Here is a 17,999-nt window from a genome sequence, read left to right as displayed (position 1 = left end):
GTGAATGACCTCATCGATACCACCGAGATGTACCTCAAGGCTATCGTCGAACTTGAGGAACAGGGCGTGGTGCCGCTGCGCGCTCGCATCGCCGAGCGCCTCGACCACTCCGGTCCCACCGTGTCGCAGACCGTAGCCCGGATGGAGCGCGACGGCCTGCTCGTCGTCGGCTCCGACCGCCACCTTATCCTCACCCCCGAAGGCCGCGACCTGGCTACCTCGGTCATGCGCAAGCACCGGCTGGCCGAGCGGCTGCTCGCCGATGTCATCGGCCTGGACTGGGAGCTCGTCCACGACGAGGCCTGCCGCTGGGAGCACGTCATGAGCGACCAGGTCGAGGAGAAGCTCGTCGGCCTGCTGGAGAACCACACCACCAGCCCCTACGGCAACCCGGTGCCCAGTCGCGAATCCCTCGGCGAGGCGCCCAAGCCCAGCGCTGACATCGTCGCCCTGTCTCAGGCCTGTCCCGGCGACCGGCGGTGCACGGTGACGATCGCGTGGATCGCCGAGCCGCTGCAGACCGATCACATGCTGCTCGGCCAGCTCAAGCAGACGGGCATCCTGCCCGGGGTCACCGTCGACTGCGAGCCGACCGGCGACTACCTGACGCTGCGCGCTCCCGATGTCGCGGATGTCCTCGACCTGCCGATCGAGACCGCCGCACACATCTTCGTCACCCAGGGGTGACAGACGCCTGCCCGGTTGGATGCAGCACGGGCTGAGATTCCGGAAGTGCCGCGATTGCGGCGCTTCCGTAACATTTTCTTGAAAAATTTCTATGGCCTCTGACCTGGGCAGATACCTGCAAAGTCACGGCGCTGTTCATATCCTTGTGACAATAATGTGACATTTTGCCGCGATCTCGGTTATTGTAGCTACCGCGGGTTGAGACAACCCGCTTCTGCAACGAGAATCCGAGTGCCGCGCTCAGTGCAGAAGACAGACTTACAAGGACCGTTGCGGCAGCGGGGGAACCACCTTCGCTTCACCGGCCGCAGGCCGCGAAGCTCGGGGCTAAGTTCCAAGCCGGAACCGGGCAACTCCAGCTCGAGCCCGACAGCTCACCCCGTAGGTAATGGAGGAGAACTTTCGTGGCAGTAAAGACGCGTGGTCGCCGCCGGGCAGACGGTCCGGCCAAGACTCCACTCACTGAACTCACCGACGTCCTCGCCGCCAACTCTGGCGCAGTCGGACGTCGCGCGGCCGTCGTCGCCGCCGCCGGCGGCCTCATGGCGGCAGTCGCACTTCCGACCGCCAACTCGGCAGCTGAAGCCGATGGCAAGGTCGTCGCACAGGACTCCGAGGTCGATCAGACCCCAGAATTCGTCAACCAGGCCAGCGTCACCGCTCCCGATGCCGAGGACAGCAGCGACGCCCTGAAGTCCTCGACCGCCAGTGTCGAGACCGGATCAGCTAAGGCTGCTCCGAGCCCAGAGCCCACCCAGACCAGCACGCCGACGCAGACCCGCGACTCTGGTTCGGCATCGCGTGATTCGGGTGCCGCATCGCGTGATTCTGATCGCTCCTCGAAGAGCTCTGACGACGTCAAGATGCCCAACGGCTCGAAGGCCGAGCAGGTCATCGGCCTGGCCAAGCAGTACAGCGGCATCCCCTACAAGTGGGGCGGCACGACCACTGCCGGATTCGACTGCTCGGGATTCACCTCGTTCATCTACGGCAAGGTCGGCGTCAACCTGCCTCGCACCTCGAGTGCGCAAAAGGGTGCAGGCACGGTCGTGTCGAAGTCCGAAGCCAAGCCCGGCGACCTCATCTGGGCTCCCGGCCACGTCGGCATCTACGCCGGCAACGGCATGATGTACGACGCTCCGAGCAGCGGCAAGACCACCGGTTACCACTCCGCCGATTGGGTGATGAAGAAGGGTGCCGTCTTCGTCCGCGTTCTCTGATCCTTGAGCCGAGTCCAGCGCCTTGCGCTGACGAGCCGGCTCTCACACCGCACGCCCGCGAGCTGCCATGGTCCTGGCAGCCCGCGGGCGTGCAGTGTTTCTGCTTACAACGGCGGCAAACCGCCGGTGAATTCCGGTGAACACATTCCGTCGATTCGGCAACCTTGCGCCCACTGTGTGCGCGTCGGAGGCGAAAACGCGCGCGCTCCGCTACTCTAGTGCGCAGTGACATGGACCACGTCCACCGCGGTGGCGGCTTGCCGCCGAGAACGGCAGTCGAGCACAGAAGGGAGACGGGCCATGACGACAGCGCAGACCGCGCCGGCACCGAGCCTGCTTCCCGAGCGCACCGACGCCGTGGACGTCTTCGACATCGTCGATTCCATAGCCGAGTCCATAGTCGACTCGATACCCGCCGTGCCTGCACGGCAGATCTCCCAGTTCCAAGGCGTTGCACGAATGTGCAGCGCCTTGTGTGTTCTCAGCAGAGGAGCGAACCTGTGAAGACCCTGGTGCTCAATGCCGGCTACGAGCCGATGTCCGTCGTGTCGTTCAGACGCGCCATCATCCTCGTCCTGGCCGGAAAGGCGACCGTGCTTGCCGCAGACGAATGCGTGCAGGTGCGCAGCGAAACACTGTCGCTCGAACAGCCCTCGGTCATCCTGCTGACACGCTACGTCCGCCCGCCCTCCAGCGCCTCGGTCACGCTCTCACGCAGGGGAGTGCTGCGCCGCGACGACGCGACGTGCGCCTACTGCCGCGGCCACGCTAACACGGTCGACCACGTGCTGCCCCGCTCCCGAGGCGGTGGCAACACCTGGCAGAACCTCGTCGCCTGCTGCCGGGCCTGCAACAACGAGAAGGGCGACCGGACACCGGAGGAGATGGGCTGGTCGCTGCCGTTCACCCCCGGCCCGCCGCGCACCGGCCGGTTCTGGCTGCGCGAGCTCGACAACCCCGCCGAGCCGTGGCGGCCCTTCCTGTCCTACGCGACGGCGGCCTGAGCGCGCAGACTGGCGCTCTCTGCATCGAGTAGCGCATCGAGCAATCTCGATGTGGTACTCGGCGTCGATGATCCGGCCGTTTCGACATCATTGACTACCACATCCTGGACTGTCGATGCGGTACTTGATGCAGATCCGGTGCGACTGCGGTGGTCGGGGGAGTGATGCTCGACGTGCGGGCGAGAACAGGAAGCCGCCTATGAATGCGGACAGGCGGTCTGCCCCGAGGGGCAGACCGCCTGCCGGCTGGGTCTCAGGCTGGAGCGCTGAGATCAGTCGCGACGGGCGCGTCCGGAGATGAATCCCCAGACGATGAGCACGATCAGTGAGCCGCCGATGGCCAGCAGCCAGGATCCGATGTCGAAGAACGCGTCGACACCCTTACCGAACAGAACGCTGCCGAGCCAGCCGCCGAGCAGGGCGCCGATGACACCGCAGACGAGCGCGCCGAGCCAGCCGCCACCCTGACGACCCGGGAGGATCGCCTTGGCGATGGCACCTGCGATGAGGCCGAGAAGAAGAAATGCTAGGAAGCCCATTGTTGCTCCTTTCGATTTGCGGAATCTGCGACTCGGCCGGGGACCGGCCGACGCTGGATTCTGCACTTACTCGTCGATCGTATCAAGTTCCCTTGATTATGGGGGCTGATAGACGCGGAACCCCTATGGTTGTTATCAGATGCATCGCTGAGCGGTTGAGCGTACGTGCGCACCCAAACAGGGTTGCGACCGGTGTATCGGAATCAATATGCCTGTTGTCCGCGCATTCCGGCAGGCGCACCGGCGTAGCACGACATGTGCGTGAAGTTGAGAATGTCGCCGTATGCCTGGTGTGTCGGATCCTGCGTGACCATATCGCGAGAATGGGCGGATCGGACAGTGTGCTGGGGCGACCGTCGGCCCGGCTGAAGCGGTATTGTGGAGATCACAATCCTCTCTAAGGAGTTACCGTGACCGAAGACGCGAACACCCAGAACACGCCCGCCCCCGATGTCGCCGACCCGGAAGCGATTCTCGTCGGCATCGACGGCTCGAAGGCCAGCCGCAACGCGTTGCGCTGGGCGATTGGCGAAGCGAAGGCGCTGGGCCGCTCGATCCGCCTCGTCGGCGCGTACACGATCCCCAGTGTCACCGCTGCCACGATCGACGTCTCCTATGTCCCGATCGACGACACCGCAATCCGTGCCTCAGTGACGGCGACTCTCAAGGAGGCCGCCGCCGAGGTCAAGGCCGCCGACATCCCCGTCGAGGCCGTCATTGAGATCGGGGATGCCGCCGGTGTCCTCGTTGAGGAGTCGAAGGCCGCCTCGCTGGCGGTTGTCGGCTCCCGCGGCCGCGGCGGGTTCGCAGGCCGGCTGCTCGGCACCGTCTCCTCGGCGCTGCCAGCCCACTCCGCCTGCCCGACCGTCGTCATCCCCGTGGGCTGGACCCCGGACGGGGAACGCGTGCCCAAGCAGACCGCCTCACGGCCGATTCGCCACTACGAGCACGGCGTCATCGACACCGACTCGGAGATGGAGACGGTGCCCGGGATGGACTTCTCCGGCTCCGTCGTCGTCGGTGTCGACTCCCTCGGCAAGGACTCACCGGCCCTGTGGGAAGCCGCCTCCCTGGCAGCCCAGCGCGGCACACCGCTGCACGTCGTCGGCGTGACGATCACGGCTGTCGTCGGCCCGGAATGGCTTCCGAGCACCGGCGACATGCGCCGCTTCATCGACGAGAGCTCCGGGGCCCTCATCGACGCCCGTGACGCGCTCAAGGAGAAGCACCCGGACCTCACAGTGCGCTGGACGCTGTTCGACGGGCAGCCGGCCGAGGTGCTTGTGCGCGCCTCCGACACCGCTGATGTCCTCGTCATCGGCTCCCGCGGCCGCGGCGGATTCGCCGGCTTGCTGTTGGGCTCGACCTCGCAATCGGTGCTGCCCTACGCCAAGTGCCCGACGATGGTCGTGCGGGTCTCCCGCTGATCACCGGCGGTGCCGGCCGGCACCGCCATCGCACCAGCTCCGCCGCTGGCCCCGCATCAGTGGGGCCAGCGGCACCGGAACTCCAGCCGAATACCAGCTGCCGAACAGAAAGTGGACCAGTGGATCTGTCACAGCGCGAGAATCTGCGAGAATACATCGATCGACTCAACACCGAAGGCTACACCGTCGCTGATGGCCACAACCCCGACCCCGACCTCATCGACCCGATGGGCAAAGCGGTCGAAACCTGGCGCGAAGGCTACCCGTATGACGAACGGATGAGCCGCGAGGAGTACGAACTGGAGAAGTACCGCCTTCAGGTCGAGCTGCTGAAGTTCCAGTACTGGAGCCAGGACTACGACCTGCGCCACGTCATCGTCTTCGAAGGCCGCGATGCCGCCGGCAAGGGCGGGACCATCAAGCGCTTCACCGAGCACCTGAATCCCCGTGCCGCCCGCGTCGTCGCACTGAACAAGCCCTCCGACCGCGAGCAGGGCCAGTGGTACTTCCAGCGCTACGTTCAGCACCTGCCCACCCACGGCGAGATCGTGATGTTCGACCGCTCCTGGTACAACCGCGGCAACGTGGAGCGCGTCATGGGCTTCTGCACCGATGAGCAGTACGAGGAGTTCATGGTGCAGGCGCCGATGTTCGAGAAGATGCTCATCGACTCCGGCATCCACATCACGAAGTTCTGGTTCTCCGTCACCCAGTCCGAGCAGCGCACCCGCTTCGCCATCCGCCAGATCGACCCGGTCCGGCAGTGGAAGCTCTCACCGATGGATCTGGAGTCCCTCGACCGATGGGAGGACTACACGAAGGCGAAGGAGGAGACCTTCCGGCGCACCGACACCGACCACGCGCCGTGGATCACCATCAAATCCAATGACAAGAAGCGCGCCCGCCTCAACGCCATGCGCTTCTATCTCAACCAGTTCGACTACGCCGGCAAGGACTCCTCGGTCGTCTACGCCGCTGACCCGAAGATCGTCCGCCGCGGTCGCGACGCCGTCGACGACTGAACCCACACCTCGGGCCCGGCCCGAGCAGACGACAGCGGCCGCATCGATCGATGCGGCCGCGGCTGCTGTGTGCTCAAGCGTGGCTGAGCCGTGTCACACCGTGGTCTCGTAGCGGGTGTTCTGCACAGTCGGCAGGAACCCGATGACGATCGAGGCGATCCAGCCGAGGCCCGGGATGAGGATGAGCAGGCCGAACCAGCCGGAGTAGTTGGCGTCGTGCATGCGGCGGAAGCTCAGCGCGAGCTGCGGGACCATGAGCGCGAGCGACAGCAGCGACAGCGGCATGGTTGCCAGGTTGCCGAATCCGGAGAAGACACCCGTGTTGAACGCCCCGGAGAGCAGTTCGGCCGGGCCGAGGATGATCGACTGGAGGATGCTGATGGCGATATTGGCGAGGACGAGGCCGAGGAGGCCCCACCAGTATTCGCTGCGGCTGGAGCGGCCGACGAAGACGAGAGCCTTGCGGAAGAGGCGGACGAGCGCGACGGAGAAGTCGGCGCCGTAGATCGGGGATTGCATGCCCGGAGGGGCCTGGAATGCTGACATCGGGGGTTCCTTCACATGCAGGACGGAGAGCTGTCGCTCTCACTGTAGTCCAGCCGTCGGCCAAGAGCGGCCGGGCGATTCCCACTGTTCACCGGGTCGTTGCCGAACGCCACGCGCCCGAGGCGGTGGCCGGTTGCGCCTGTCGTCACCGGCCGGTGCTCGATAGGGTGAGCAGTGAACCTGGTCACACGATGTGAGGAGGCGGTCATGACGACAGTGGCAGTGGTGCAGAGCGGCGCGGTGCTCTTCGAGGCGCAGGCATCGACGGACAAGGCGTGTGCAGCGATCAGCGAGGCGGCCGGCAGGGGCGCTGAGCTCATCGTGTTCCCTGAGGCGTTCATCGGCGGCTACCCCAAGGGCACTGCATTCGGTGCAGCGCTGGGATTTCGCACCGAGCGCGGCCGCGATGAGTTCGCCCGCTACCGGGCCGGGGCGATCACGCTCGACGGGCCGGAGGTCGACCAGCTCGTCCAGGCCGCAGCCGAACACCGCACAGCCGTCGTCATCGGCGTCATCGAACGGCTGGGCAACACCCTGTACTGCACGGCCCTGCTCATCTCACCCGACGACGGGCTCACCGGTGCGCACCGCAAGCTCATGCCCACCGGCATCGAACGGCTCGTGTGGGGATTCGGCGACGGGTCGACCCTCGACACCATGGACACTGCGGCAGGCAGGGTCGGCTCGGTCATCTGCTGGGAGAACTACATGCCGCTCATGCGGCAGGCGATGTACGCCCAGGGGGTTGAGGTGTACTGCGCACCCACCGTCGACGACCGCGATGTGTGGCAGTCGTCGATGACCCACATCGCCGTCGAAGGCCGGGTCTTCGTGCTCTCAGCCTGCCAGTATCTGCCGGCCTCCGCGCTGCCCGATGACCACCCGTTCGACTTCGACCCGCCGAACCCCGAATCGATCATCCGCGGCGGCAGCGTCATCATCGACCCGACCGGCACCGTGCTCGCCGGCCCGGTGTTCGATGAGGAGACCATCCTGTACGCCGATGTCGATCTCGCAGCCAAGCACCGTTCGCACCTCGACTTCGATCCCGTCGGCCACTACTCCCGGCCCGATGTCTTCAGCCTCCGCGTCGATACGCGGGCGAAGAGCTCCGTCGCCTTCGACCGCCCGGCTGCGGAGGGGCCGGGCACTGTCAGTCGGTGAGGCCCTGCATCCCGGTGGTGCGGGGGCCAGGGCTGCGCAGGTGCAGGAACACGAAGTAGGCGATCACTAAGACCAGCGCGGTGACCGAGAGCTGCTCACCGGCGCTCTCCGCCCAGTTGGCCAGGTAGCGGGCACGCGTCGACCAGCCCCACTGGCGAGAAGCCGGACCGATGCCGTCGAAGATCGCGGCGAAGAAGGCGAGGGAGGCCAGGGGCGGGACGAGGAACCAGACGATGCGCCGCGGCTGCGGGGCAGACCGGCGGAAGGCGATGATGAGCCAGGCCAGCAGTCCCGAACCGATGATCGCCCAGAACAGCAGCTCGCCGAAGTCCTGCCCGCGCAGGTTCCACATCGCCGGGAAGCCCAGGTTCCAGGCGATCGCCCCGCCGATCTCCTCATGAAGGCGCAGGGAATCGTCGGCGGCGATGAAGAAGAGGATACAGCCGGCGACCAGCAGCACTGGTGCTGCGAGCAGCCGACGCCAGAGCCAGATGAGCGCGATGCCGCCGGCGACGGCTTTCACATAGCCCCAGATCTCCAGCAGGCTGCCGTCGGGATCGCCCTCCCACAGAGGGTGGGCGAAGGCCGGGAAGATTCCCCGCGTGATGTGGAGGCGGTGGAGCATGTCGGCCAGCAGGAAGAAGGCATCGACTGCCAGCAAGGCCAGGCCGAGCCATACCAGTCGCCTCGTGATGCTGGGCAACGTCGTGTCTCTGCCTGCTGGCACGGGTGGAGCTCCTTCATGCTGATGGGCACGCGAACGCGCTCTCACGCTCGGCGCCGTGGACGGGCCAGCCAGGGCAGCTGGCGGCGGAACGCATACATTATGCACTATATGTGCATGTCTGGAGCATGAGGGGGAGCGACATCTCCGGGGCTTCCAGGGTCGCGGCGTGGGCCTTGCCCGATCGGGGCGCGGAGGAGCGGCCAGGTCGGCCCATCTGGAACAGGCCAGGTCGCATAGCACGACGGTTCGGGCTGCTCCATGTCTGCTCCACGGGCCGGGCACCTCGCGTCGGCGCGTTCATGATTGGGCTGGTGAGCGGTGCGCCCCCGGCAGGATTCGAACCTGCGACACCCGCTTTAGGAGAGCGGTGCTCTATCCCCTGAGCTACGGGGGCTCGGTGCCCGTGTCACCGGCCTGCATGCAGGCGGCGGTTGGGCAACCAGCCCAGTGTACCAGCGGCGTGGAAAATTCCTCCTCCCCGGTGCGCCAGCGCGCGAATCCGCTGGCTAATGGTTAGGCTCGATATGTGTCATCAACCGAACATGCATCGAAGTCCACAGTCGGCGAGGCCTTTGCCGCGTGGAAGGCTCGCGCTGCCAAGATCGGCGGACGCGACACCATGCTGCAGTATCGGGACTCCCGCGACGGCTCCATCGAACTGACCGGCGCCCACCCCTCCGGCCTGGCACAGCTGCTGGCCGGCAGGCCCACCCGGCTCTCGAGCCTCATCCGGGATCATGACCAGCTCTCCGACGCCCGCCGCCGGGCCCGCTCGATCCGCCAGAAGGCCGACCAGCTCGCCAGCGAACGCGGCATCAACACCGCCCATCTGGCCATCGGCTTCGCCACCTGGAGTGAAGACAGCGACTCCGGTGTCCGCCTCGACTACGCCGCACCGGTGATGCTGCGCCACGTGCGCCTCGTCCCCCGCGGCTCCCGGGTCGAGGACTACGAGATCGTCCTCGATGAGAGCATCACCATCAACCCCGCACTCGTCGACTTCCTGCACCGCGAACATGACATCGCCATCGACGTCGACGAATGGGTCGCCTCCACCGGTTACAGCCACGGATTCGATCCCAACCCGGTCTTCGAGCGGCTGCGCGAGGTTGCCCGCGGCGTACCCGGCCTCCTCGTCAACCAGCGGCTCATCGTCTCCACGTTCGCCAACATCGTCTCCCCCTACACCGGTGAGGAGCTGCCCGAGGCGCACCCGATCCTCAGGGCGCTCGCCGGCCAGACCGATGCGCTGCCCGAACCGACCGCACAGGCGGCAGCCGATGCCGAGGCGGCCGCCGCCTCGGGCCCGGTGCCGCTGCCGGATCGCAAACCGCAGGAGGAGTTCCTCGCCATCGACGTCGACGGGGACCAGCAGGCCGTCGTCGACGCGGCCGTGGCCGGCCAGTCGCTCGTCGTCGACACCCCGCCGGGAACCGGGGCCACCCAGCTGGCCACCGCGATCGCCACGACCCTGGCCCACACCGGGCGCAGCGTGCTCTACGTCGCACAGAACTCCGATGCCCTCGATGACTTCGCCACGCGGATGGAGGCCGCCGGCCTGCCGGATCTGGCGATCGACGGCCGCGACTCCGCCCGCGACATCCACCGCCAGCTCATCCGCCTCATCGCCCAAGCCGAGAAGGCCGAACGCCCCGATCTGGGCACCCTGCTGCAGCGGCTGAACGAACAGCGCGACACCCTGTCCCAGCACGCCGAGTCCCTGCACCGGATCCGCCAGCCGTGGGGAGTGTCCGTCTACCAGACGATGCAGCACCTCGCCAGGCTGACCGCCGGACAGCCCGGTCCCACCACCGGGGTGCGGTTCGGCGACGACATCATGGCCGCTGAACCCGGCCACCGCAGCCGGCTGCGGGAGAAGCTGTTGAAGCTCTCAGCGCTCGGTGCCTTCACCCTCGAAGTCGAGGACACCGTGTGGTTCGGTGCCCGCTTCAACTCCGATGCCGACGCCGAGGCCGCCCGCAGCGTCGCCGAACGGGTCGCTGCGAAGATCCCGCAGCTGACTCAGCTGTGCGAACCGGTGCTGCGCGACGCCGGCCTCAACCCCGAACGCACCGTCGCCGGCTGGGGGCAGGCACTCAAGGTGCTGCTGGGCGTGCGCCGCACCCTCGACAGGTTCTCGCCCGATGTTTACGAGCACAACCTCAGCGAGCTCATCGCTGCGACCGGCTCGAACGAGTACCGTGCCGAACACGACAACCCGATGGGCATGATGGAGCGCCGCCGCCTGAAGAAGGCCGCCCGCGAATTCCTGCGGCCCGGGGCGCATGTCGATGACCTGCACTCAGCCCTCATCGCCGCCCGCGACGAACGCGCAGCCCTCAAGGACCTCGCCGGCGGCGGCACCCGGCTCAAGGTGCCGCGCGGGCTGCTCGACGCCGACGAGAAGTACCAGGAGGTCCAGGCCGACCTCGACAAGCTCTCACCGGTCATGGCCGACACCCCTGACGGCGGCGACCTCGACGGGATGCTCGTGGAGGAGCTCCACGCCCGCCTGCAGGCGATGGGCGAGGACAAGGAGGCGCTGGCCGACCTTCCGGCGCGCACCCACCTCGATGCCGAACTGCGCCAAGCCGGGCTCGGCGAGCTCATCGACGACCTGCGCTCCCGCCGCGCTGCCCACGAACTCGTCGGCGAGGAGTTCGACCTCGCCTACTGGGCGACCGTGCTGCAGCGCCTGGCCGCTGAGGATCCGCAGATCGGCCAGCACGACTCCGAGGCGATGCACCGCACCGCCGCCGACTTCCGCATCTGCGACCGCCAGTACGTCGCTGCCGGCGCTCAGCGCCTGCAGTGGTCGCACGCCCAGGGCTGGAAGCACGCAATCGGCGAACACGGCCAGCAGGCCCAGGCACTGCGCGCAGCCCTGCGCTCCCGCCAGTTCCACGTCGAACCGCTGAGCCTCACCGCTCCCGACGTGCTCGGCGCGCTCGCCCCGGTCTGGCTCATGAGCCCGTTCGACGTGCCGCAGTACTTCGCCGACCTGCCGATGTTCGACACCGTCATCCTCGCCGACGCCGGCCGGATGTCCGTACCTGAGGTGCTGCCGGCGATCGCCCGCGGCAAGCAGATCATCGCGATGGGCGACGACCGGCTGCTCGGGCCGCGCGACTTCAGCGTCGCCGTCGACCGGCGCACCGTGCCCAACGGCTCCGGCACCCCGAGCGTGCTCGCTGAGCTGCGCGAGTTCCTGCCCGTGCGCCGCCTGCACACCAGCTACCGGCTCTCCCCGGCAGGCCTGCTCGGGCTTGTCAACGAGCAGTTCTACGACGGCACCATCACCGGCCTGCCGAGCGCCCACACGAACGAGGGCACCGGCCTGGAGTTCGCGTACGTGCCCGACGCCTTCGGCTCCCCGGACACCGCCACCGGCCAGGTCGAGAGCCTTGATGCCGAAGTGCAGCGGGTCGTGGACCTCGTGCTCAAACACGCCCGCACCAACGCCCGCCAGTCGCTGGCCGTCATCACCCTCACCCCGTGGCACGCCAAGCGCGTGGCCGCCGGCATTCAGCAGGCGATCCGCCAATACCCGTACGTCGCCTCCTTCTTCTCGGACGGGTCGAAGGAGCCCTTCGTCGTCACCGACTGCAAGCAGATCCAGGGGATGGCCCGCGACGCCGTCATCTTCTCCCTCGGCTACGGCCGCACCCGCCAGGGCCGGGTCATCTACAACTTCGGCGCCCTGTCCGAACCTGACGGTGAAAAGCTGCTGGCCGCCGCTGTCACCCGCGCCCGCCGCAAGCTCACGCTCGTCTCCTGCTTCGAGGCCGACGACTTCGATCCCGCCCGGCTGCGCCACGGTGCCGCCGTGCTGCCGGACCTGCTGGCAGCCGTGGCTGCCGGCGGGCTGAGCCCGCAGGCAGACACCGCGCCCGAGGCGGAGGGCACCTCCTCTGCCGGCGGTGAGGCTTCCGAGACGACCGGTGACGACGAGACCGACGATGCAGCCCACACGCCAGCGCAGCGAATCGGCAACGGCTCGACGGCTGCGAGCCGTGTCGCCGAGACGGACGGCGACACCTCGGAAGCGGAGCCCGGAACCACGGACGCCGGGACAGGCGATGCCGAGGCGGCACCCGTTGAGGATGCCGGTGTCGAGCTGGCGATCTACAACGACGTCGCCCCTGTCATCGATGACCTGGCCGAGCGCCTCATCCGCATGGGTGTCGAACCCCATGCCGGATACGCCGGCATCGACCTGGCTGTCGCCGTCTCCGCTGCAGGGGATGAGGGCATGGCCGTCGCCGTCGAGTCCGACGGGGCGTCCTATGTCAGCCGGCAGAGCATCCGCGAACGCGAACGCCTGCGGCCTGAGAACCTGGCCCGCCACGGCTGGCGGAGCCTGCGCGTGTGGACGACCGATGCGTTCGTCGATCCGCAGCGCGAGGCCGAGCGGATCTTCGAAGTCTGGAAGGACACCGTTGAGGAGCTCTCCCCGCAGGCAGTGCTCAATGCCGCCCGCGCGGCAGCCGTCGTCGTCGGCCGGCAGGGCAACCGCCCGCGCGTGACCCCGGGTCTGCCGGTCTACACCTACTCGGCTGAGGACCTCGATGCGATGCTCGACTGGATCCAATCCGATGGTGTCTCGCGCACCGATGCCGGGCTGAAGGACCAGCTGCGCTCCGCGCTGGCTGTCAAGAGCCGCGCCCACCGCGTCGACAGTGTGCTCACCGAAGCCGTGCAGCGATTCCGCCGCCGCGCCAACGAACGCAAGTCCACCCATGCGGGCACGAGTCAGCGGGAAGAAGACGTCTTCGTCCCGGCCGCTGATGCCGGACCGGACCAGACCGCCGTCATGCCGCAGTATGACACCGGCAAGCTGCGCGAACAGGAGCTGCTTGACGCCGGGCTGGTCGACAGTGACGAAGCGGACAGCTCCGCTGCGCCGGATGACAGCAAGGACAACAGCACTGCTGCAGGCGAGAGCACTGCTGCAGGCGAGAGCACTGCTGCAGGCGAGAGCTTTGTACGAGCGACTACCACGGCAGGTGAGAACCCCACACCGACTGCGAGCTCCACGGCAGATGAGGACGAGGCTGAGGCAGCCGACTCATCCAGCGGCAGCACGGGAGCCGAACGGAAGTCCGCCGATGCCTCCACTGTGGAGGACGCCGCATCCCCAGCAGCAGCGGATGCCGACGAGCCCGCCGGAGATGCTGCCGGGGCTGACAACCGGAAGCCCTGAGACCGTGACGAAGGATCCGCGGGTGCAGGCTGCGATCGAGGCCTATCGGCGCACTCTGCGCAACGAATCCGGGGGGTCCACTCCGGCTTCGGAGGCCAACGGCGACGAGCGGCTGCTGGCGGACCGGCCACCGCATTGGGCGACGAGATCCCACCCGGTCCCGGCATGGGCATCACGGCCGAATCCACGCCGAGTCGACTCCGCCACACGCCCAGCCGAAGATGTGCCTAAGACCGGCAGTGAAGCAACTGCCGGTGACGCAGGCGAGGCGTCCGCTGATACCGGCTCAGGAGAGCATGAGGCGGACCGCTAAAACGACGATGACAACGGCGATCGCGACGTCGATTGCCTGCCAGAGGCGCGGTTTGGCCAGGACGGGCGCCAGCGCTCGGGAACCGAAGCCGATGACAAGGAACCAGCTGACCGAGGCGGCCATCGCCCCGAGCATGAACCACCACCGTCCGTCTGCACCCTGCTGATTGGCCAGATTGCCGACCATGACGACGGTGTCGAGGTAGACGCCGGGGTTGAGGAAGGTCAGCGCCAGAGTCGTGCGCACGATCTGCCTGCGGGTGCGCGGCTGTGCATCGGCGCTCAGACCGGTGGTGTGCCAGGCGTAGCGCAGCGTGATGAGAGCGAACCACACAAGATAGGCAGCACCCAGCCACTTGAGGGCTGTCAGCAGCCAGGGCACCAGCAGAATGAGACCGCCGATGCCGATGGTGCCCAGGCCGATGAGCGCAACATCGGCGATGATGCAGATGGCCAGCACGACGTCGAGGTGTTCGCGGCGGATGCCCTGCCGGAGCACCAGAGCGTTCTGCGGGCCGACGGCGATGATGAGCGACCAGCCCGTCAGCGCGCCGGTGAGCAGGTGGAGAATCACTCAGGCATCGTAGGCCATGCGCGCCTCAAGCCGCTGGAACGGGCCGTTTCGTGAACGCAGCTGGCCGGCGGTGCCGGATTCGACGACCGTGCCGAGGTCGAGCACCCACACAGCAGCCGTATCGTCGATGAGGTCGGCCCGGTGGGTGATCTCGATGATCGTGAGGTTCTCGATCGACAGCAGCCGCTGCCGGACCTCGGCTGCGGTCTCGGCATCGAGCTGGCTGAGGCCCTCGTCGATGATGAGCACCTGCGGGTTCGGCAGCAGTGCGCGGGCCAGGGACAGCCGCTGCAGCTGCCCACCGGAGAGGCTCTGACCGCGCGCGCCGACCGGCTCTGCCAGCCGCTCAGTCCAGTCGGGCAGGCCGGCGAGCGTCAGTGCCTCAGCGATCTGCTCATCGGTGGCATCAGGGGCGGCCAGCGTGACGTTCTCCCGCAGGGTTCCGCGCAGTGTTGTCGGTCGCTGCGGGGCCAGTGAGATGCGTGAACGCAGCTCGGCAAGCGGCAGCTCGCGCACATCGGTGCCGGCCAGGCGCACCACACCGGATTCGGGGTCCCAGCCGCGCAGCAGCAGCCCAGCCAGCGTGGATTTGCCGCTGCCGGAGACCCCGACGATATGCGTCCACGTCCTCGCCTCAGCGTGCAGTGTCACGCCGTCGAGTGCTTGCGGCCCGGCGTTCGGGTCATAGCTGAAGGTGACGTCGTCGAATTCGACACTCGCAGCCGCACCGCTGCGTGAGGCGGTCGCTGCCGGACCGGAGCCAGCCTCAGATTCGCGTGCGTCACCGGTGGCAGCGAAAGCTGCGGGGGCTGTGCGGCTGGCGGAGTCGCTGACGGCAGGAACAGCGTCCATGATCTCGCGGATGCGGGAGGTGGCGGCGAAGGCGTTGTCGAGACCGGTGATGTAGTCCTCGAACCCGCGGGCGGGGCCGATGAGCCCGATGCCGACGGCCAGCGCTGTCATGATCGCAGCCGGTGAGGCTCCGGTGCCGGCGCCGACGAGGAGGACGGCGATGAGCCCGCCGCCCTGCGCCAGCACCGACAGGCCCGCCCGGGTCGCCTGGCTCGCACCGACCTGCGCGGCAGCTGTCGTGCGTGCGGCATCGACGCGCGCCAGGCCGTCGAGACGCTGCTCGACGATGCCGAAGCCGAGGATCTCGCGCATCCCCTGCACATCGTCACCGAGGCGCTCGGCGATCTGCCCGCGCCCACGGGCCACGGCGTCGGCCGAGTCGACGGCCCCGCGCCGGGTGAGCAGCGGCAGCGCCAGCAGAGCTGCGACCGTCAGAGTCAGCGTCAGCGCCAGCCGCGGGTCCACGACGACCGCCAGCCAGGTCAGCGCGATCGCGGGCACCGCGACAGCTGAGACAGCCGGCGGCAGGGTGTGGGCGAAGAACACCTCGATCCGGTCGATGTCCGAGGTGGCCCGGCTCGTCAGCTCGGCTCCCGCACGGCCCTGCGTCGCAGCAGGCGCCTGCGGGACGAGCCGGGAGAAGAAGGCATCGCGCAGCCGCTGCAGCGAGGTGAAGGCGACATAGTGGCCGGCATAGTGCTCCCCGTAGCGCAGCAACGCCTTGGCGATCGCAATGCCGGCCAGCCAGGTGACAGCCGTCCCGATGCCGATGGACTGGCCTGACAGTTGCGGGCTGGCGGCACGGATGAGCAGCGTGGCGGCGACGACGAAGAGCGCAACACCGAGCAACTGGCCGAGCACCCGGGCGATGACTGCCAGGCCGAGCGGGGCGAGAAGCCCGCGGGTCTGACTGATGAGCCAGCCGGTCAGCTCCCGGCGGCTTGCAGGCGTTGCCGTCATGAACCCACCTCCGACATCAGCTCACGCAGGTCGAGGACCCTGTCAGCGGAGAGCACCGCAAGCGGGCGGTGGGCGATCGTGAGCACGGTGCGGCCTGCGGCCAGCCGGCGCAGTGCTTGCAGGATCGCGGCCTCACCGGCCAGATCGACCTGGCTGGTCGGCTCGTCGAGGATGAGGATCGGGGCGTCGCGCAGCGCAGCCCGGGCGATCGCCAGCCGCTGGGCCTGCCCGCCGGAGAGCAGCCGGCCGTGCTCACCGACCGGTGTCGCCAGGCCTGCTGGCATGGTGCGCACATCGGCGGCCAGCCCGGCAGTCTCGAGCGCCTCCCACAGCTGGTCGTCATCGGCCTCGGGAGCGGCGATGCGCAGGTTGTCCTCGATCGTGCCGAGGAACAGGAACGTCTGCTGCTCAACGACGGCCAGCTGCTCACGCACCGCTGCACGATCCGCTTCCCCGGTGTCGAGCCCGGCAACGCTCACCTCGCCGGAGCGCGGCAGCAGATGGGCCTGGAGGAGAGCGGCGACTGTCGACTTCCCAGCACCTGATGGGCCGATGAGCGCGACATGCTCACCGGGAGCGATATCGAGGCTGAGGCCTGAGAAGACCGGCGGGCCGCCCGGCCAGCCGGCAGTGACATCGCGGAGACGGAGCGCAGGGCTGGTGGTCTCGACGTCCCCGCGGGGACGTTTCGTGTCCGAGGCGGCCGGCGCCTCGGGCGCGGTGCCGGCATGCAGGTGCTCGCTGAGGCTGCGCTGGGCGGCTCGGCCGCTGATGCCGATGTAGAAGAACCGGCCGATGATGTCGACCGGGCCGATGACGAGCGTGGTCATGAGCAGGATCGTCAGCGCCCCACCGAGGCTCAGCGTGCCCGCGGCCAGACCCTGCAGCGACAGGGCGGTCGCGGCAACGACGACGGTGAGGGAGAAGGCGGCATCGACGACGAAGATGAGCAGCTGGTTGCCGGCCAGCATCCGCATGATGCTCGACCGGTGCTCTTCGCCGCGGCGGGCCAGATCGGCAGCCGTGCGACCGGCGGCACGGGCGTAGACGAGGGTGTCGAGAGCCTGGATCGCTTCGAGGAAGGCGGCGGTCAGCCGGCCCTGCGTCATCCGGTAGGACCGGCCGATCGGGCGCACCGCCCACCGGAAACCGGCGATGACGACCGGGACGATGAGCAGCAGCAGGGCGAGGAACCCGGCGACCCGCCCGGAGACGGTGACCGCCATGATCGCCAGCACGAGCAGCGGGGTGGTCAGCGCCCCGATCATCGGGCCGATGAACGCCGCCCGGTAGTTCGCGGTCCGCTGCACCCCATCGGTGAGCAGCGACAGCAGGGAACCGGCCCGCGACTGCACATCGACAGCACCGAGGCGGTAGAGGCTGCCAAGTGCGGCCGCGCGCAGCTGCTTCTCGGCATCCGAGGCAGCCCAGGCGGAGAACCCGGCACCGGCAGCGGCCCAGATCGCGGCTGCGGCGGCGATGAGGATGAGCGTGAGGATCTCCGTCGGCAGCAGGCGCTCACCGAAGCTGAGTACATCGAGAGCCGATCCGAGGCTGAAGAACAGGAACGCCGTCGCCGCAGCCTGCGCCCACGCAGCAGCGGTCGAGACGGCCAGCACCCAGCCGGGCACAGCCTGGCGCAGCCGCTCATGCAGCGGAGCCTCCGGTGCGCTTGAGGCACCGGGATGACCATGCGGATGCGCAGCCACGACAGCCTCCTGGCAGGGGACGGGATCGGTATCGCAGACCATCATACGGAGTG

The 17,999-nt window shown here is 68.0% G+C and carries 14 protein-coding genes, 1 tRNA gene and 1 riboswitch; of the genes, 8 read left to right on the top strand and 7 right to left on the bottom strand.

Going from position 1 to position 17,999, the window contains the following annotated elements; genetic code table 11:
• The 4 genes from B4E96_RS07250 to B4E96_RS07235 all read left to right on the top strand — a co-directional run bounded on the left by B4E96_RS07250 (position 1) and on the right by B4E96_RS07235 (position 2,911).
• The gene (locus tag B4E96_RS07250) at positions 1-687 is read left to right on the top strand and encodes a metal-dependent transcriptional regulator (protein ID WP_217006395.1); all 687 of its coding nucleotides are present in this window, start codon (positions 1-3) and stop codon (positions 685-687) included.
• 255 nt (positions 688-942) lie between these two features.
• A riboswitch (cyclic di-AMP (ydaO/yuaA leader) is annotated at positions 943-1,090 on the top strand.
• Position 1,091: 1 nt separating this feature from the next.
• Complete coding sequence (locus tag B4E96_RS07245) at positions 1,092-1,907, top strand: C40 family peptidase (protein ID WP_286956984.1); 816 nt, start codon at positions 1,092-1,094, stop codon at positions 1,905-1,907.
• 300 nt (positions 1,908-2,207) lie between these two features.
• The gene (locus B4E96_RS07240; RefSeq protein ID WP_165883598.1) at positions 2,208-2,411 is read left to right on the top strand and encodes a hypothetical protein; all 204 of its coding nucleotides are present in this window, start codon (positions 2,208-2,210) and stop codon (positions 2,409-2,411) included.
• The gene (locus tag B4E96_RS07235; RefSeq protein ID WP_165883597.1) at positions 2,408-2,911 is read left to right on the top strand and encodes an HNH endonuclease; all 504 of its coding nucleotides are present in this window, start codon (positions 2,408-2,410) and stop codon (positions 2,909-2,911) included. The genes B4E96_RS07240 and B4E96_RS07235 overlap by 4 nt, the downstream gene beginning before the upstream one ends.
• Before the next feature lie 272 nt (positions 2,912-3,183).
• On the opposite strand, the gene B4E96_RS07230 is transcribed toward B4E96_RS07235, so the two are convergent.
• Positions 3,184-3,450 (bottom strand): GlsB/YeaQ/YmgE family stress response membrane protein, encoded by a 267-nt coding sequence (locus tag B4E96_RS07230; protein ID WP_286956982.1) that lies wholly within the window; start codon positions 3,448-3,450, stop codon positions 3,184-3,186.
• 410 nt (positions 3,451-3,860) lie between these two features.
• Here B4E96_RS07230 and B4E96_RS07225 point away from each other — a divergent pair, with 410 nt between their 5' ends.
• Positions 3,861-4,877, top strand: a complete 1,017-nt coding sequence (locus tag B4E96_RS07225) for a universal stress protein (RefSeq protein WP_102161931.1) — start codon at positions 3,861-3,863, stop codon at positions 4,875-4,877.
• 119 nt (positions 4,878-4,996) lie between these two features.
• Complete coding sequence (ppk2, locus tag B4E96_RS07220; protein WP_217006398.1) at positions 4,997-5,899, top strand: polyphosphate kinase 2; 903 nt, start codon at positions 4,997-4,999, stop codon at positions 5,897-5,899.
• 93 nt (positions 5,900-5,992) lie between these two features.
• On the opposite strand, the gene B4E96_RS07215 is transcribed toward ppk2, so the two are convergent.
• A complete protein-coding gene (locus B4E96_RS07215; protein ID WP_102161929.1) occupies positions 5,993-6,445 on the bottom strand; it encodes a DUF805 domain-containing protein in 453 nt (150 codons plus the stop codon).
• A 207-nt stretch (positions 6,446-6,652) separates the two neighbouring features.
• Here B4E96_RS07215 and B4E96_RS07210 point away from each other — a divergent pair, with 207 nt between their 5' ends.
• Positions 6,653-7,609 carry a carbon-nitrogen hydrolase family protein gene (locus B4E96_RS07210; RefSeq protein WP_286956979.1) on the top strand — a complete coding sequence of 319 codons (957 nt, stop codon included), beginning with the start codon at positions 6,653-6,655 and terminating at the stop codon, positions 7,607-7,609.
• On the opposite strand, the gene B4E96_RS07205 is transcribed toward B4E96_RS07210, so the two are convergent.
• Both B4E96_RS07205 and B4E96_RS07200 read right to left on the bottom strand, forming a co-directional pair.
• Positions 7,599-8,336: a hypothetical protein gene (locus B4E96_RS07205; RefSeq protein WP_286956978.1), complete on the bottom strand. Its 738-nt coding sequence runs from the start codon at positions 8,334-8,336 to the stop codon at positions 7,599-7,601. The two genes, B4E96_RS07210 and B4E96_RS07205, sit on opposite strands and share 11 nt — an antisense overlap.
• A 321-nt stretch (positions 8,337-8,657) precedes the next feature.
• A tRNA-Arg gene (locus B4E96_RS07200) sits at positions 8,658-8,730 on the bottom strand.
• A gap of 132 nt (positions 8,731-8,862) precedes the next feature.
• Between B4E96_RS07200 and B4E96_RS07195 the strand changes: the two genes are divergently transcribed.
• Complete coding sequence (locus B4E96_RS07195) at positions 8,863-13,539, top strand: DUF4011 domain-containing protein (RefSeq protein ID WP_286956976.1); 4,677 nt, start codon at positions 8,863-8,865, stop codon at positions 13,537-13,539.
• Positions 13,540-13,825: 286 nt separating this feature from the next.
• Here B4E96_RS07195 and B4E96_RS07190 read toward each other — a convergent pair whose 3' ends face one another.
• The 3 genes from B4E96_RS07190 to B4E96_RS07180 are packed head-to-tail and all read right to left on the bottom strand — an operon-like array spanning position 13,826 to position 17,946.
• Positions 13,826-14,425, bottom strand: coding sequence for a LysE/ArgO family amino acid transporter (locus tag B4E96_RS07190; protein ID WP_286956975.1), 600 nt, complete (start codon positions 14,423-14,425; stop codon positions 13,826-13,828).
• Positions 14,426-16,237: an ABC transporter ATP-binding protein gene (locus B4E96_RS07185; protein ID WP_286956974.1), complete on the bottom strand. Its 1,812-nt coding sequence runs from the start codon at positions 16,235-16,237 to the stop codon at positions 14,426-14,428.
• Positions 16,234-17,946: an ABC transporter ATP-binding protein/permease gene (locus B4E96_RS07180; protein ID WP_286956973.1), complete on the bottom strand. Its 1,713-nt coding sequence runs from the start codon at positions 17,944-17,946 to the stop codon at positions 16,234-16,236. The genes B4E96_RS07185 and B4E96_RS07180 overlap by 4 nt, the downstream gene beginning before the upstream one ends.
• Positions 17,947-17,999: the final 53 nt, after the last annotated feature.

It is taken from the genome of Brevibacterium sp. UBA7493 (genome assembly GCF_002479565.1).
GTDB classification, from domain to species: Bacteria; Actinomycetota; Actinomycetes; order Actinomycetales; family Brevibacteriaceae; genus Brevibacterium; species Brevibacterium luteolum.
This window is presented reverse-complemented; position numbering and strand designations above follow the sequence as displayed.

Coding starts and splice junctions, on each gene's coding strand:
- B4E96_RS07240 (WP_165883598.1), top strand. CDS start 2,208: ATGACGACAGCGCAGACCGCGCCGGCACCGAGCCTGCTTCCCGAGCGC.
- B4E96_RS07230 (WP_286956982.1), bottom strand. CDS start 3,450: ATGGGCTTCCTAGCATTTCTTCTTCTCGGCCTCATCGCAGGTGCCATC.
- B4E96_RS07215 (WP_102161929.1), bottom strand. CDS start 6,445: ATGTCAGCATTCCAGGCCCCTCCGGGCATGCAATCCCCGATCTACGGC.
- B4E96_RS07210 (WP_286956979.1), top strand. CDS start 6,653: ATGACGACAGTGGCAGTGGTGCAGAGCGGCGCGGTGCTCTTCGAGGCG.
- B4E96_RS07185 (WP_286956974.1), bottom strand. CDS start 16,237: ATGACGGCAACGCCTGCAAGCCGCCGGGAGCTGACCGGCTGGCTCATC.